The 14946-nt window shown below is 70.2% G+C and carries 17 protein-coding genes; 9 read left to right on the top strand and 8 right to left on the bottom strand.

Features of this window, described 5'->3' with window-relative positions; all coding sequences use genetic code 11:
* Positions 1–2 precede the first annotated feature (2 nt).
* Complete coding sequence (locus ACGF12_RS28655; RefSeq protein WP_393036043.1) at positions 3–605, top strand: TetR/AcrR family transcriptional regulator; 603 nt, start codon at positions 3–5, stop codon at positions 603–605.
* Between the two features lie 51 nt (positions 606–656).
* Here the strand turns inward: ACGF12_RS28655 and ACGF12_RS28650 are convergent, their stop codons facing one another.
* From ACGF12_RS28650 to ACGF12_RS28640, 3 genes are all read right to left on the bottom strand, one after another.
* Positions 657–1727, bottom strand: a complete 1071-nt coding sequence (locus tag ACGF12_RS28650) for a helix-turn-helix domain-containing protein (RefSeq protein ID WP_393036040.1) — start codon at positions 1725–1727, stop codon at positions 657–659.
* 158 nt (positions 1728–1885) lie between these two features.
* On the bottom strand, positions 1886–2701 hold the full coding sequence (locus ACGF12_RS28645; protein ID WP_393036037.1) for an alpha/beta fold hydrolase: 816 nt from the start codon (positions 2699–2701) through the stop codon (positions 1886–1888).
* Positions 2698–3447 (bottom strand): alpha/beta fold hydrolase, encoded by a 750-nt coding sequence (locus ACGF12_RS28640; RefSeq protein WP_393036034.1) that lies wholly within the window; start codon positions 3445–3447, stop codon positions 2698–2700. The genes ACGF12_RS28645 and ACGF12_RS28640 overlap by 4 nt, the downstream gene beginning before the upstream one ends.
* A 665-nt stretch (positions 3448–4112) precedes the next feature.
* On the opposite strand from ACGF12_RS28640, the gene ACGF12_RS28635 reads away from it, so the two are divergent.
* Positions 4113–4235 carry a hypothetical protein gene (locus ACGF12_RS28635; RefSeq protein ID WP_393036031.1) on the top strand — a complete coding sequence of 41 codons (123 nt, stop codon included), beginning with the start codon at positions 4113–4115 and terminating at the stop codon, positions 4233–4235.
* Between the two features lie 13 nt (positions 4236–4248).
* On the opposite strand, the gene ACGF12_RS28630 is transcribed toward ACGF12_RS28635, so the two are convergent.
* The 3 genes from ACGF12_RS28630 to ACGF12_RS28620 form a co-directional block, all read right to left on the bottom strand.
* A complete protein-coding gene (locus tag ACGF12_RS28630; RefSeq protein WP_393036028.1) occupies positions 4249–5340 on the bottom strand; it encodes an integrase core domain-containing protein in 1092 nt (363 codons plus the stop codon).
* A 103-nt stretch (positions 5341–5443) separates the two neighbouring features.
* A complete protein-coding gene (locus tag ACGF12_RS28625; RefSeq protein ID WP_393036087.1) occupies positions 5444–5872 on the bottom strand; it encodes a TIR domain-containing protein in 429 nt (142 codons plus the stop codon).
* A 32-nt stretch (positions 5873–5904) separates the two neighbouring features.
* A complete protein-coding gene (locus ACGF12_RS28620; protein WP_393036026.1) occupies positions 5905–6474 on the bottom strand; it encodes a hypothetical protein in 570 nt (189 codons plus the stop codon).
* Positions 6475–6848: 374 nt separating this feature from the next.
* On the opposite strand from ACGF12_RS28620, the gene ACGF12_RS28615 reads away from it, so the two are divergent.
* The 5 genes from ACGF12_RS28615 to ACGF12_RS28595 all read left to right on the top strand — a co-directional run bounded on the left by ACGF12_RS28615 (position 6849) and on the right by ACGF12_RS28595 (position 10729).
* Complete coding sequence (locus ACGF12_RS28615) at positions 6849–7106, top strand: hypothetical protein (protein WP_393036023.1); 258 nt, start codon at positions 6849–6851, stop codon at positions 7104–7106.
* Entirely contained in the window at positions 7103–7300 is a 198-nt protein-coding gene (locus ACGF12_RS28610; RefSeq protein WP_393036020.1) for a hypothetical protein, read from the top strand. Before ACGF12_RS28615 ends, ACGF12_RS28610 begins: the two co-directional genes overlap by 4 nt.
* Positions 7301–7317: 17 nt before the next feature.
* The gene (locus tag ACGF12_RS28605) at positions 7318–7671 is read left to right on the top strand and encodes a hypothetical protein (RefSeq protein WP_393036018.1); all 354 of its coding nucleotides are present in this window, start codon (positions 7318–7320) and stop codon (positions 7669–7671) included.
* Positions 7668–8732, top strand: a complete 1065-nt coding sequence (locus tag ACGF12_RS28600; RefSeq protein ID WP_393036015.1) for an NAD(P)/FAD-dependent oxidoreductase — start codon at positions 7668–7670, stop codon at positions 8730–8732. The genes ACGF12_RS28605 and ACGF12_RS28600 overlap by 4 nt, the downstream gene beginning before the upstream one ends.
* 398 nt (positions 8733–9130) lie before the next feature.
* Entirely contained in the window at positions 9131–10729 is a 1599-nt protein-coding gene (locus ACGF12_RS28595; protein ID WP_393036013.1) for an acetolactate synthase large subunit, read from the top strand.
* Between the two features lie 181 nt (positions 10730–10910).
* On the opposite strand, the gene ACGF12_RS28590 is transcribed toward ACGF12_RS28595, so the two are convergent.
* A complete protein-coding gene (locus tag ACGF12_RS28590) occupies positions 10911–11639 on the bottom strand; it encodes a TetR/AcrR family transcriptional regulator C-terminal domain-containing protein (RefSeq protein WP_393036010.1) in 729 nt (242 codons plus the stop codon).
* Positions 11640–11751: 112 nt separating this feature from the next.
* On the opposite strand from ACGF12_RS28590, the gene ACGF12_RS28585 reads away from it, so the two are divergent.
* Positions 11752–12885, top strand: coding sequence for an FAD-dependent oxidoreductase (locus tag ACGF12_RS28585; RefSeq protein WP_393036007.1), 1134 nt, complete (start codon positions 11752–11754; stop codon positions 12883–12885).
* Between the two features lie 175 nt (positions 12886–13060).
* On the opposite strand, the gene ACGF12_RS28580 is transcribed toward ACGF12_RS28585, so the two are convergent.
* Positions 13061–13969, bottom strand: coding sequence for a LysR family transcriptional regulator (locus tag ACGF12_RS28580; RefSeq protein ID WP_393036004.1), 909 nt, complete (start codon positions 13967–13969; stop codon positions 13061–13063).
* 133 nt (positions 13970–14102) lie between these two features.
* Here ACGF12_RS28580 and ACGF12_RS28575 point away from each other — a divergent pair, with 133 nt between their 5' ends.
* On the top strand, positions 14103–14921 hold the full coding sequence (locus ACGF12_RS28575) for an inositol monophosphatase family protein (protein ID WP_393036001.1): 819 nt from the start codon (positions 14103–14105) through the stop codon (positions 14919–14921).
* Positions 14922–14946: the final 25 nt, after the last annotated feature.

Raw genomic sequence — 14946 nt, 5'->3', positions numbered from 1 at the left:
GTATGCAGGACAGCAGCCGGGATCCGGGCGTCAGGGCAGGAAAGCGGCACGGTCCGCGCAACGCATCGGCGGTGTTCGAGGCGACCATGGCCATGCTCGCCGAGCACGGCTACGACCGGTTGACCATCGAGGGCGTCGCGGCCCGGTCCGGCGTCAACAAGACGACCATCTACCGTTGGTGGCCCTCCAAGGACGACCTGGTGGCCGCCGCGCTCACCGACGCGGCCCTGCTCACGTTCGACGTGCCGGACACGGGCAGCCTGCGCGGGGACCTCACCGCCCTGGTGGACTACATCGCGCGGTTGCTGACCGAGCCGCCCCTCGCGAACGTCGCGATCGGCGCGCTCGGGGCCCTCCCGCAGCGGCCCGAACTCTCCCGCCTGATGCGCGAGTACTTCGACGAGATGCTGGCCCGTGAGCTGGCGATCTTCCAGCGTGCCGCGTCCCGTGGCGAGTTGGTTCCCGGGACGGACGCCGAAACGGTGCTGGACCTGCTGGGCGGCGCGCTCTGGTTCCACACGGTGGTCCGCCCCAAGCCGGTCGACGCCGCGTTCGTCAAGCGCATCGTGGAGTACGTGCTGACCGGGGTGCTGTCGGCACCGTGAGCTGACGGAGCCCGTGCCGTGCCGTGACCGCGGACCGCTTCGACGGGCGTGCTACGACGCGGGCGGGGCCAGTTCGACGGCGGTGCGGGAGGCGATCAGCCCCGCGTAGTCGCGGCAGTCGAGCCCGGTCAGCTCGTTCCACCGGTCCAGCCGGTAGGCGAGCGTGTTGGCGTGGACCCGCAGCACCCGTGCGGCGGCCGCCGCCGAGAACCCGTGGTCGGCGAACGCCCGTATCGCGTCCGCCAGATGCGGATGGGAGCGGGCCACGCCCAGCGCCTCGGCGAGTACGGGGTCGAGGGAGGGGTCCGCGTCGGCGACCAGCGCATACGGCCAGAGCACGGCGTAGCGGTGGATCCCCGGCCGGTGCTGTGCGATGCGTAGCGCGCTGTCGGCGTCGGCCAGGCCGTGCCGAACGCCCACCGGCCCGCGGCGGACCAGGCCGACGCCGACCGAGGCGGCTCCCGCGGCGAGGAGCACCGCCTCCACCGCGGCAGGATCCGCGTCCTGGCCAACGACCGCGATTCCCCCGGCTGCATGGGTCAGGACGCAGGTGCCGGGGCCGGCGGCGAGCCTGGCCCGGGCCTCCGAGGCGTCAGCGAGGTCCGGACGCCAGTCGGCCGCCCACACCTGGAACTCCCCCTCGGCTTCGAGTCCGAGGCCGTCGAGGACGGAGCGGAGCACGGTGGCCGTTGCGGCCGGATCCGAGAGCAGCTCGCCGAGTCGTCGTGCGGCGGCCGTCTGGACCGAATCACCGAGCGCGCCGCGGTAGCCCGCGTGCATCGAGCCGCTGAGCGAGTGAAGCCAGAGCATCCCCATCTCGAAGACGCTTGCCAGGTCGTCGAGCGCTCCGACCTGACGGGCCACCGACTGGATCTCCCGCCAGAGCACGCGCACAGCCACGGTGAAGCTCAGCGTCACCTCCTCGACGGGTATGCCGTCCGCCGCGCGGCGGGCCCCGTAGGCGTGGGCCAGGGCCTGGTCACGCTCGTCGGCATCGGGCCGGCCTTCGCGAAGGGCCGCCAGAGCGGCCTGCAGCAACTGCCGGACGGAGGCGTCCAGGTCGGCCTGCGGCGGCCCGTGGTCGCGGAACCCGGGGACCTGGTCGAGGACCGCGCAGGTCACGGCGGTGGAGAGCGAAGCCAGGCGGTCGCGAATCGCGTCGGTGAGATCCCGGGATGCCGGGGACCTCCCTGCGAGGTCGGGTCCGTGGTCTCCTCGCCAAGCCGCACCGCCCACCGCGCCCCCGCCCTGTCGTGGCTTCCGTGATCACGTCCGATCGATCAGGGCGAGCGTACACGGGCCGTCTCACCCGGCGACCTGCGCGGTGCGGTGGGGGAGACGGGGCACCGCCCGGACGGCGAGATCTCCCAGCAGGAGCGGCACCTCCGGACTCTGCCACGGGAAGAAGTGGTCACCGGGCAGTACCTGCAGACCCAGCCAGCGCCGGCTGTGCCGGCGCCATTCGGCGACCCTGGCCGCGGGGTGGAGGGGGTCGTAGCGGCCGGCGAGGGCGAGCAGGGGGACGTCGAGCGGGACCGGGGACGGGTCGGGTGCGCGGGAGAGGAGCCGCAGGTCGGCGCGCGTCGGGCGGAGCAGGAGCTTCCGCAGCTCGCGCGAGGCGAGGGCCTCGGCAGGGTGTGGCCGAGTTCTCTGATCTGGTCCATCAGCAACTCGTCGCGCTCGGCGAGGATGCGGACGGCCTTGCGGTCCAGGCAGTCCGCGGGACTCATCGCGCAGAGCACCAGAGCTGCCGGTGGGGCGCCGGCGGCGCAGAGCAACCGGCTCACCTCGTAGGCCAGCAGCGCGCCCGTGCTGTGCCCGAACAGGACCAGCGGAGTGCGGCTGCGCAGGAGTTCACGGGCGACGCAACGGGCGATCAGGTCCACCTCCTCGAGCGGTTCCTGGGCCATTCGCATTCCGTGGCCGGGAAGTTCCACCGCCAACAGCTCCACCTCCGCGGGGAGGGGGCTCCGCCAAGGGCGGTAGGCGGAGGCCGTGCCACCCGTGTAGGGCAGGCAGACGACCCGGGCCGCGGCACGTCGGGCCGCTCCGGTGCGGGACGACGGGGTGGAGAACGAGTGCAACCAGGTGGTCATGGGGACTCCCGCAGGGGGTCGGCAGGTGGTGACGTCAGTCGGACGAGCTCCTGGTGACCGCGTGCCAGTACTCGGCTGAAGGCGTCGGGATCGGTGAGGCACAGCAGGTGGCCACCGGGCACGAGGGCCAGCCGAGCGGGGGCGCCGGCGTCGCGAACCGCCCGGACGAAGGCCTTCTCCTCGGCACGGAACAGCCGGTCGCGGCGGCCGTTGACGAAGACGGTCGCGGTGGTGCAACGGCGCGCGGTTGCCAGCAGATCGCGCCGGGTGAGGTCGGCGACGCAGTCGCCGAAGGCGGGCATCGACAGTCCGCCCCGCATGACCGCCGCATGGCTCTCGGGCGGCAGGAGCCGCCGGAAGACGCGGTTGTTGAGACGCTCGGCCCGTTCCTCGCCCAGCAGTTCCACCACGTGTGCGGCGGTGCGGAAGAGGCGGGCGACCCGGGCCCTGGTGTCCGCCGTGGCCCCGTTGACCAACGCGCCCGCGACCCGCCCGGGATGGGCGGCGCAGTACGCGAGCGTCGTGTAGCCGCCGAGCGAGGACCCGGCGATCCAGGGCGGACGGCCGCAGGCCGTGTGGGCCGCGGCAACGGCGGCATCGACCTGGGCGATGGCGCCGTCGAGGGTGAACGGCCTTCCCCGCAGGGCGCCGTGGCCCGGTAGGTCGCAGGCGGTGATCCGGAAGCGCGGGATGAGCCGGGCCGCGTGCGGTGCCCACATCGAGGCGGAGAGCCTGATGCCGTGCACCAGGACGAGCGGAATCCCGTCGTCAGGCCCTCCCGCGTAGAGCCCTGCGGTGCCGGGTAAGGCGGCGAGCGGTAAACGTGTGGGCGGGTCGGCCTGATATCGGCGCAGACGAGTGTGTCGGAACATTTCTCCCCCGTGCATGTGCGCAGTTCCGAAGCTGCCCGGGACATTAGTCAGCGGCGACGGCAGGCGCAAGCAGATGCCGAAGGAGAAGTTCTTTGCGGCTGCTGTGAATTCGGGCCGTGAGACGTGCTCCCGGGTGGTCGGAGGGGGTGTTCGCACCGTGTGTGCACAGCTCTTCACCGAGTTCTGACTTGACCGTCCAGTAACTTCGCTCTAGGTTGAGACGAGTCGGATCGTTTCGACCTTGCTCCACAGGGGTGGCGCCGGAAACGGCTGTGGACGGTCGGCGTCTGACGTACGCACGAGGGAACATCTTCTCAGGCAGTGACCGCGCCGATCACGCTTCGGTCGGGCGCCGAGAACGGCGGCCGAGGTCCTGCTCGGCGAATTCTCCAATTCCCGCGCAGCCCGGGACGAGCCATTGCACCGGGAACTGCGGAAGCCTTTTCGACCGCAGTCCACGGCATACTCCGGATAAACCCGGGAACCGGCTCGTCCGTGTCATCATCCGCGCACACGCAACGGCGAATTGAGTGGAATCGATGCAGACCATTTCACCGGCTCTGGCGGCCACGCCGGCCGAACTCAAGCTCTACACGCAGCTCCAGCTCTTCCCGGGGAACCCGGCGCTCAACCCGGCCCTCTGCTTTGTGGGTGCCGATTAATCATCCGTCCTGGTCAAGCGGCATGTTGGTACTCATGGAGGATTCCGCCGAGTCGGTCTCGTCGGCGGACTTCCAGCTGTGTGATGTGCGCTGGCAGGTTGACCGGTTCGGGTAGTGGGCGAAGGGGCGCGGCTTGCTGCAGTGTCCGGTGTGGTCGGTGCTCGTTGTAGTGGGTCTCGAACTCGCGGAGCGCGTGGACGAGGTGGCGCTGGTTCCAGATCAAGGTGCGGTCCAGGAGCTCCCTGCGGCAGGTCTGTATCCAGCGCTCCATGATGGAGTTCATTCGCGGTATCCGGATGCCGGTGGTGATGACGGTCAGTCCGGCGTCGGTCAGCAGGGCGTCGAAGGCGGCGGTGAACTTGGAGTCGCGGTCGCGGATCAGGAATCTGGCCCTGCTGCTCGCGTCCTCGAGGTCCATGAGGAGGTTGCGTCCGAGTTGCACGATCCAGTCCGCGGTCGGGTGCGCGGTGGTGCCCAGGATCCGGACCCTGCGGGTTGCGTGCTCGATGACGGCGAAGACGTACAGGCGGGCCCCGGTCAGGGTGCGGGTCTCGAAGAGGTCACAGGCGAGCAGGGCGTCGGCCTGGCCGCGCAGGAAGTCGGCCCAGTTCGTACTCTGCCGTTCGGGCGCGGGCGGGATGCCGTGCTCGCGGAGGACTTCCCAGACGGTGGACGCGGCGACCTTGATGCCGAGGGCTGCGAGTTCGCCGTGGATGCGGCGGTAGCCCCACGAGCTGTTCTCGCGGGCCAGGCGCAGGACCAGGGCGCGGACCGAGCGGACGGTGGGTGGGCGCCCGCGACGCTTCGGCGCGCAGGTCGCGGCGTGGCGCCGTTTGAGCAGGTCGCGGTGCCACCGTAGGACCGTGTTTGGGCGGACCAGCAGTAAGAGGCGTCGTAGCTTGTCCGTCGGGAGGTGGTGGAGCAGGCCGGCGAGCATGGCGCGGTCGGTTTCGGTGAAGACGGGCTTGCCGACCTGGCGTTGCAGGACCAGCAGTTGATGCCGGAGCGCGAGGATCTCGATGTCTTTCTCTCTGTCGCTCATCGGCAGGAGTCGCAGCAGCGCGATGGTGTTGGTCGCGGCGAGGTAGGCCAGGCGCAGCAGCATGACAGATCATGATGCCGCTGGTGCCCTGTGTAGGTGAAGATGCCGGGGTAGCGCCGAGCAGATCCGAACATCGACGATCAAGGTCGCGACCTGCGCGGATGATTTATCGGCACTCGCAACGTTCCAATCGGGCACGCGGAATTTCCAGGCCGCCCGAGGCATCGTTGATGTCGAAAAGAAGCTTCCGCACGTCGTCTTTGCTGTCCCCGATGATGGCCTGGAACTGGCTGAGAGGGCTGATGAGTTCGGTCGCTTTCATGCCGATCAGGAACGGGACGACGTATCCGCCGTCGACCTGCTTGGAGAGGGCCCCGGCCTCAAAGTTGATCCAAGTGGAAGTTTGATTTTCCGGTGTTATGCAGATGATCCCGAAATTTGTTTCGGAGAGCTCGGATGTGATCTCCCGGACTCCTCTACGTCCTGCGGAGATGTCCAGACTGGAGAACCATGGGTTGATGTACTGGAGAACCTCCGGCAGCCAGGACCACAGGGATTGGGCAGTCTTCTTGGAACGCTCTCCGGACCAGCTCAGAAATACTTTGATGGCGGCCTCCTTTCACTTCTTTAAACTCTCTCGCGTGCCGCCTTGAGTAGGCGTGCTTGTTCCGCCTTGAGCGATCCGTACGACTCGCGGACATAGGAAAGGAATCGGTTTCCCGGATGGCGAATCAGGGTGGACTTGCTCGGGTCGGCCTTGTCCCAGTTCGCCAGAAGGGCGTCGTAGGTAGCTGCGTGTGCGCAAAAGTCGAGGACCGCGGGCGGCATTTCTCCTCCGATGATAAGGTCGCCCCGGGCGGTGATGATCTCTCGCATCTTCTGAGCAGTCGGGGCGAAAACCGCCTCGACCCACGTGCGCCACCGCGCTTCCTCCGGTTCCGTCAGTGGAATCCCAGCCGGGCCTGAATCGGCGGGCAGAATGTAGAGTCTGTGGTACTCGTTCCACGCCTTCTCGTTCGTTTCGGTGAGAACGAGAAGTGGGCCATAAAGGTCTTTCAATTGACTGCCCACCCAGTCGATTCGCGCTTTCCTCAGCGATCTGCGAGTCTCTCCTTGCTGGTTCAGCCAGTAGGCCATGGCGGCAATCAGGATGCTGGCGCAGGCCGTTACCATTGCTGCGATCACCGGAACCTCCATGGCTGCTTCGTGTGGTATTCAAGCATGGCGCGGCAGGATCTCGCTACCGTTTAGGCAGTGAGGCTCTCGAAGCGCAAAGGGGCAGCCCGCGAATAGTTAGAAGATAATATCTCCGACCGTTGCTGTGGTGTTGCATCCCGGGGCGCTCGCGCAGCGGAGGGAGGTGCGGCTGGAGCTGTTCGCCGACTTTCGGGACGCCGCGTCGCACCGGGCATGCCGGAGTACGGGGAGGACAGCTGCCTGCCCCCTTCCGTGTGCCCAGTACGGCGACGACCTGTTCGCGGCCCTCGGGGCGGTCGCCGCCCGGCTGCTGGACGGCGCCTCCGAGTGGAAGTTCCCGCCACTGGGTGGCCGCCGCCGAAGCCGTCTCAGCGATGGCCGCCGATCGCGGCGCGGTCGCCCTCCACGAAGCCCTGGTCGAGCGCCTCGCCGCCGCCACGGCCCGCAGCGGCGGCGAACGGGCGACCACAGCAGCGCTGGCACGGATCGTCGCCGCCCTGGCCGGGGCTGCCGATGCCCCGACCACCGCACCGTCTTCGGCCCGTCCTGCGGACCCGGGACGCGGCTGCTCGCCGTCGGTCCGGCCGCCCACCGCTACGGCCAGGACCTCGACCCGGCGGCCGTCGGCGTGACGGAACTGCGCGCCGCCACCGCAGCCACGGTGGCCTGTGGAGACTCGCTGCGCCACGACCAGTTTCCCGGCCTGCGTGCCGACCTGGTCGTCTGCGAGCCCCCGGTGGGCGTGGTCGACTGGGGCCGTGAGGACCTGCTGCGCGACCCGCGGTGGGAGCTGGGCGTCCCGGCGCGTGCGGAGGGCGTGCACTGATCGTGCTCCCCGCATCGGTGGCCTACCGGAAGTCGGGTCGCCGGATCCGGGCCGAGCTGGTCCGAAAGGGACTGCCGGCATCCGTGGTGGCCCTGCCACCAGGCCTGGTCGCCAACCACGCGCTGCCCGTGCACCTGTGGGAGTTGCGCTGGCCGGCCGAGGGCGCCGCCGCCCCGACCCGGATCCGGATGGACGCCCGCAGTGCGCAGCTCCCGCAGATGGATATCGAGCGCCAGCGCGAGTACGGCGCCGCGTTCCGCCGACTGGCCGACTTCGCGGACCGGCTCCGCGCGAGGTCGCCGCGATCGGCGAGCGGGCAGCAGGCGCGCGAGTCGTCGACGAGGTCTTTCCCGGTCTGGTCGACGAGATGAGCGCCGACGGCGCGGTCGTGGCGGATGTGCTGTCGGACTACCGCTTCTACCTCGGCGGGAAGGAATTGCCGCGGGTGCCGGTCGGCGCGCACTCCGTCCACGCCACCCGGCCGTTCTACGAGCGCCACTTGCACCGGCGGCTGGTCGCACAGGACGGCCTGCGGATGGTGCTCGGCGCCGACGTGGTCGGGCTGATCGGCGATGACCGGCGGATCACCGGCGTACGCATCCTGCGGCAGGAGCCCAGCAGCAGCGAAGAGACGTTGAACGCCGACCTGGTGGTCGACGCGATGGGCCGGGGCAGCCGTACGCCGGTCTGGCTCGAGCAACTCGGATACGAACGTCCCGCCGAGCAACGCGTCAACGTCGACGTCGCCTACGCCAGCCGGCTCGTCCGGCTCCCGCCCCGGCACGACCGGGCGCATCTCATCGGCGGCGACGTCAAGGCAGGCGGCCGCGGGCTGCTGTTGCTGGCGGTCGAGGACGGCCAGCACGTACTGACCGTCACCGGGACCGGCCCTGCCGCGCCCCCACCGACCGACGAGGCCGGATTCGCGGAGTATGTTGCCGCGGCCGCCCCGGACGACGTGGTCGCGGCGCTGAAGAGCGCCGAGGCGCTCAGCGACATCGTCGCGTACCGCTTTCCCGCGACCCGGTGGCGCCGGTACGACCAACTCGCCGGTCTTCCGGACGGGCTGGTCGTCGTCGGGGACGCGCTGTGCTCGTTGAGCCCGGTCAACGCGCAGGGCTTGACGGTGGCGGCGCTGGAGGCCCGCGCGCTGCGCGACACGCTCTCAGCCGGCCGGCGCGACGTCACCGCCAACTTCCTGGCCCGGGCAACGGGCATTCTGACCGCGCCCTGGGGGATGGTCGGCGAGCCGGGACAACCCGCGAACCTGACGCAGAAGATGCAGGGCGCCGTGATGAGCCGGCTGATGGCCGCCGCGGCTACCGAGCCGACGGTCGCGGCCCAGCTCATCCGGGTCCTGGCCCTGCTCGATCCGCCGTCGAAGCTGTTGCGGCCGGCCGTGCTCGGGCGAGCGTTGCTCCGGGCAGCATGAGCGCGGGGCAGATCGACGGGGAGCAGTCGCCGCAGGCCCGTACGAGCGCCGACGCGCTGCCGGCATCCCCGAGCCGTCGCCGAACCGAGGGGGCCATCACGTCTGCCGTCCTCGGGAGCATGCCTGCGAGTGATCACGCTCGGCGCCGATCCGGCAGACGTCCGCAACGCGAACCCCGGCCGTCACCGCGCCATCTCCCGGACGCCGTCGGCCTGGTCCGCACCCGCATCCACTCCGTCAACTCGTCAATCGTGGCACGTCGTGGAGAGAGACGGCATCGCACCTCGGCCCTCAGCCGACGCCCGCGTCCTGGCCGATGTGCCAGCGGTGTGGGCGTCAGGCCTCCAACAGCGAGAACACCACGACTCAAAAGGATCAGTGGAAGGCGATCAGCTTCTGTGAACGGTGCCGAGACTCTCCTGCGCACCCTGCTCAACAACGGTGTGGACGTCTGCTTTGCCAATCCCGGTACGTCGGAGATGCAGTTCGTCGCGGCGCTCGACCGCCACCCGGCCATGCGCGGTGTGCTGTGCCTCTTCGAAGGAGTAGCGACCGGGGCCGCCGACGGCTACGCCCGCATGACCGGCCGGCCGGCCGCGACCTTGCTCCACCTCGGCCCCGGCCTGGCCAACGGCCTGGCGAACCTCCACAACGCCCGCCGAGCGCACACCCCCATCGTCAACGTCGTAGGCGACCACGCCCGCTCGCACAAGGAGCTCGACTCGCCCCTGGAATCCGACATCGATGCCGCCGCCGCGACCGTCTCCCACTGGGTGCGCCGGCCACAGACCGCGGCGCACATCGGTCCCGACACCGCCGCAGCCGTGGCGGCGGCGATGAGCGCCGGGGTGCCCGGCGCCCCGGACCGGTCACAAACCGGCACCTCCGGCGCGATCTCGACACTCATCGTCGCCGCCGACCTTTCCTGGGAGGAGAGCGCCCCGCCCGCGCCGCACCTGCCGGCACCGCCACTGCGTTGTGTCACCCGCGCAGACGTGGAAACCACAGCTGCATTGGTCGCTGGTGCCGAGCCCGTCGCGCTGCTGATCGACGGAGCCGGACTGGGTGAGCGGGGCCTGCGAGCTGCCGCCCGGATACAGAGGGCCACCGGAACCGCCGCCTTCTGCCCGACCTGGCCCGCCCGGTTGCGGCGCGGTGCCGGCGTACCGGCGGTCCAGCCCCTGGGTTACCGGGCTGAAACCGTCAACCAGCAACTGGCAGGCATCAAGCACCTGATCCTGGTCGGAGCACGCGAACCAGTGGCATCGTTCGCCTATCCGGGCCGTCCGGGCCTTCTCACTCCACCGGGAACGCGCGTGCACCACTTCGTCCCCGACGAGGGCTTCGATGTCATCGACGCGCTGAGGGAACTGGCAGACATCGTCGCGCCGGACACCCTCGCAGTGCCGCCGGCGCAAGACGCCCCGCCTCCCATCGCGGACGAGCCGTTGCGCACAGAGAACTGGGCAAGGGTCATCGGCGCCCTGCTCCCACCGGAAACGATCACCGTCGACGAGTCCATAACGGAGGGAATGAACACCCTCTTCCCGGCGACCGCCAACTCTGCACCACACGACGTGCTCGGCCTGACCGGCCTCGCCATCGGCCAGGGCATCCCGGTGGCCGCCGGCGCAGTCATCGCATGTCCCGAACGGCCCGTCGTCTGCCTGCAGGCCGACGGCAGCGCGCTCTACACCGTCTCCGGACTATGGACCCAGGCCCGCGAGAACCTCAACGTGACCACCGTCATACTCAACAACCGCTCCTACGCGATCCTGCGCGCCGAACTGGACCGTGTCGGCGGCGGCCAAGCCGGACCGGCCGCCAACGCCCTCTTCGACCTCAGCCGACCCGACATCGACTTCACCGCCGTGGCCACCGGCATGGGCGTCCCCGCGACGCGGGCTGCAAGCACAACCGAGCTGGCCGAACAATTCTCCACCGCACTGGCCACACCCGGACCACACCTCATCGAGGCAATCCTCCAGCCGGCCTGAAACACCGTCGGGACCGGCAACGCCGAAGACCTCGCCGGCGACTGCGACAACCGGCTTGGAGAGCGGTCGAAGCGGTGGTCAGCACGGCGCCGTGGCCCTCGCAGGCGCTGACCAGGTGGTGGCCGCCGACCCGGGACGACCGGTGCCGCGGGACGGAGCCCCCGTTGGCGCTGCCGAATCGTCAGGACCGGCCTGGGAGGTTGGTCTCCCAACCGTCCAGAAGTCGTTCGAGTCCCAGTTCGAACCCGCGCTCGGCGCTGTCGGCCGCGTGGGGAAGTTCGGCATCACGGATGACGCGGGCCAGGAGTGGGTGACGCCCGGCCCTGACGACTTCGTCGAGGTAGGGCTTGTGGGCGTCCATCCATTCCTGGTTGCCGACACCAGAACGTCGGACGGCTTCCTGTTCGGCGAGTTCGCCGATGGCGTAGCCGCGGACGAAGGCCTGCAGGGTATCGACGACGGTGATCATGACGTCGATGTCGAAGCCGAGGGGGTCGAGGGCGGCGAGTGCGTGTTCTGTGGCATCGAGGGAGTTCGGTCCGAGTGATGGGCGGCCTGCCGCGAGGGAGGTCATCCAGGGATGCCGGTGGATGGTGGCCCGGGAGCGATGGGCCAGTGTCCGCAAGTCGCCGCGCCAGTCGCCGGTGGGGGCGCGCGGGCCGCCGTCTTCGGTCGCTACGGCGTCGAGCATGAGATCGAGCAGGTCGTCCTTGGATGCCAGGTAGCGGTAGAGCGAGGCCGTACCCGTTCCCAGTTCCTTGGCGACGCGCCGCATGGACAGTGCCTCGATGCCCTCGGCGTCGGCGATCGCGATGGCGGCGGCGGTGATCTCCGCTCGGGTGCGTGAGGGTGCGGGGCCTTTCGTGGCCCGCTCCGGCCGGCTCCAGATCACCGTGTGAGCGTCGTCCATCGGCTTTCCCTCCTCACTACTGCGCTCACTGTTCGCAGTAGTGCTACTGTAGCGCCCATTACTGCGAACACTGTATCCGGGTAGAGTATGCCCGGCCGAAAGGGCAACCACCATGACCACTCCCGTCACGATCGTCGGCGCCGGGCTCGGCGGCCTGACCCTCGCGCGGGTCCTGCACCTGCACGGCATCCCCGCGACCGTCTACGAAGCCGAGACGTCGGCGGACGCCCGCACGCAGGGCGGTCAGCTCGACCTCCACGAGTACAACGGGCAGCTCGCCCTCGAAGCGGCCGGCCTCACCGACGAGTTCCGCGCGATCATCCACGAAGGCGGCGAGGCCCTGCGCGTGCTCGACCAGCACGGCGCAGTCCTGCTCGCCCAGCCCGACGACGGCACGGGCGGGCGCCCCGAGGTGCTCCGCGGAGACCTGCGTCGGATCCTGATCGACTCGCTGCCCGGCGAGATGATCCAGTGGGGACACAAGGTCACCAGTGTCCGCCCCCTCGGAGACGGAAGGCACGAGCTGACCTTCGCCGACGGGCCAACCGTGACGACCGGCCTCCTCGTGGGCGCGGACGGCGCCTGGTCGAAGGTCCGGCCGCTGCTCTCCGACGCGAAGCCCGGGTACGTCGGCACGTCGTTCATCGAGACCTACCTGTACGACGCCGACCGACGCCACCCCGCAGCGGCCAAGGCCACCGGCGACGGTTCCCTGTTCGCCGTCACGGCCGGCAAGGGGATCCTGGGCCACCGAGAGGCCCACGCCGTCCTGCACACCTACGTCGCGCTCACCAAGCCGCAGGAATGGATCGCCGCCATCCTCGCCAGTCCCGAAGCGGCGGCGGCCCAGGTCGCGGCAGAATTCTCCGGATGGGCGCCCGAGCTCACCGCACTGATCACTGACGGGGAAACCGCTCTCGCCCCGCGCCCGATCAGCGCCCTGCCGATCGGCCACCGGTGGGACCGCGTTCCCGGAGTGACGCTGCTGGGCGACGCCGCCCACCTCATGTCACCGTTCGCCGGGGAGGGCGCCAACCTCGCCATGCTCGACGGCGCCGAACTCGGCAAAGCCATCGCCGCACACCCCGGCGACATCGAAGCCGCCCTCGCGGAGTACGAGCAGGCCCTCTTTCCCCGCAGCGCCCATTTCGCCGCCGAATCCGACCAGAACCACCAGCTCATCTTCGGCGACAACGCCCCCGCCGGCCTGCTCGACCTGCTCACCGGCCTGGAGCCGACCGGGTGAAGGGTCCACGGGTCCGCGATCGTGAGCGGCAGGCGCCGGACTGGCCGCCCCACGGCGGTCGGTCGTTACGCCTGCCGCCGGGGCTGGTGATCTGATGGGGGTTCGCACGGCGACCGGCCGTGCGGCATCCAGGCGCTCGCGTGGGCGCATGGGTGAGGCGGCCGGACGGCGCCGACTACGACGGCGCTCCGCCCACGGTCAGCGCGGTTCGTGCCAGTCCGCGCAGCCAGGCGTGTGCGGGGTCGGTGTCGTAGCGCTGATGCCACGACAGGTAAACCGGCGCCGATGGCAGTTCGAGCGGCAGGGGAAGCACCACCAGGCCGAGGTCGGTGACCGCGGAGCGCGTGGTGGCTTGGGGGACGCTGATCACCAGGTCGGAGTCGCGCGCGAACGCCAGCGCGGCCGCTTCGGTGGGTGCGGTCGCCACCACGCGGCGCGTGAGGCCGAGGCGGGTCAGAGCGTCGTCGAGGGCGTTGCTGAGGTTTCCGCGTCGCGAGACGGTGACGTGCTCAGCGGCGGCGTACTGCTGCGCGGTGACGGCCTTGACGCGGGTGAACGGGTGCGCCGGCCGCACGGCCATGACCAGGCGGCTCTCGCCCACGTTCTCGGCACGGATGTCCGGTGCGCTGGGACGGTTGGCGTTCGCCTCCAGGTCGACCTGGCCGCGCTGCAACTCGGGTGTGTCGGTGCTCGATTCGGCGATGAAGCGCAATCGCACGCCCGGTGCCGCTGCACGCGCGGCCGCGAGCAGTGCGGGGCCGCTCAAGGCGACCAGGGAGTCGTGCCAGCGGAGTGTGAAGGTGCGCTCCAGTGTGGCCAGATCGAGTTCGCGGCTCGGTGCCAGCACCCCCTGGACCTGGTGCAGCAGCTCGTGCACCTGCGCCCGGACGGCGATCGCATACGGCGTCGGCGTCATGGTGCGGCCGGTGCGCACCAGGATCTGGTCCCCGGTCGTGTGCCGGATCCGGCCCAGGCTCCGGCTCATCGCTGGGGCGGTGACATGCAGGCGTGCGGCCGCCCCGGCCACACTGCCCTCCTCCAGCAGCGCGTCGAGCGCGGCGAGCAAGTTCAAATCCAGTTGCATGAGAGTCATCCTAGCCGTGCTTTACATGCACTTGAGGTTAGTCAACCTGCCTTCTAATCTTCGAGAGCGGGCGCAAGAGAGCACGGATTCCGCCCGCACCACCTCATCCCTTTACCGAGACGGGAGTACCACCATGTCCGAAACACTTCAGACCACCGGCGTCCCCGCCACCGACGCCGACCTGCTCGCCCAGACCGCGATCGCCGTGCGCGCGGCGGGCTCCGCGCTTCGCGAGCGCTTCGGCGACGTGGTCCGCTACCAGACCCGCGACGAGCTGATGCGGGCGCTCGCCGCCAACGACGACACGGCTCTGGCCATCCTGCGCCCCGCTCTGACGGAACTGCGCCCGCAGGCCGGCTGGGTGGAGGACGAGCTGGACGGCGGGGCGCTGCCGTCCGGCGAATGGTGGGTCGTGGATCCGGCCGAAGGCAACGTCAACCACCTGCACGCCCTGCCGGAGTGGGCGGTGACCGCCACCCTCGTGCGCGACAACCTGCCGGTGCTCACCGTGGTCCACCTGCCGTTGACCGGCGAGACCTACACCGCGCTCACCGGCGCCGGGGCCCACCTCGACGGCCGACCGCTGCACGTCTCCCGGACCGCGGACCTCGGCCTGAGTATCGTGGCCACCAGCCAGGCCCGGCCGGACGAGGACGAGACGGTCGTGCGGCGTGTCGGCTCCTCGATCACCGCGATGCTCCTCGACGCGCTCGTCGTGCGCACCGCCGTGCCCGCGACCCTGCACCTGGTGAACGTGGCCGCCGGCCGGATCGACGCCTTCTGGCAGTTCGCCGGCGCCCGCGCGGACCTGCTCCCCGGGGTGCTGCTCGTCACCGAGGCCGGCGGACAGATCTCCGACGCCCAGGGCCACCCCTGGACCCCGCAGAGCAGCAGCTTCCTGGCCACCGCGCCCGGCATCCACGCCCAGGCCGTCGCCACGCTCTCGCGCTGACCGCACACCACGACTCACCCATACG

The sequence above is a fragment of the Kitasatospora sp. NPDC048296 genome, from assembly GCF_043201815.1.
Lineage (GTDB): Bacteria > Actinomycetota > Actinomycetes > Streptomycetales > Streptomycetaceae > Kitasatospora.
The sequence above is the reverse complement of the archived record's forward strand: the minus strand, read 5'-3'. Positions and strand labels throughout refer to the sequence as shown.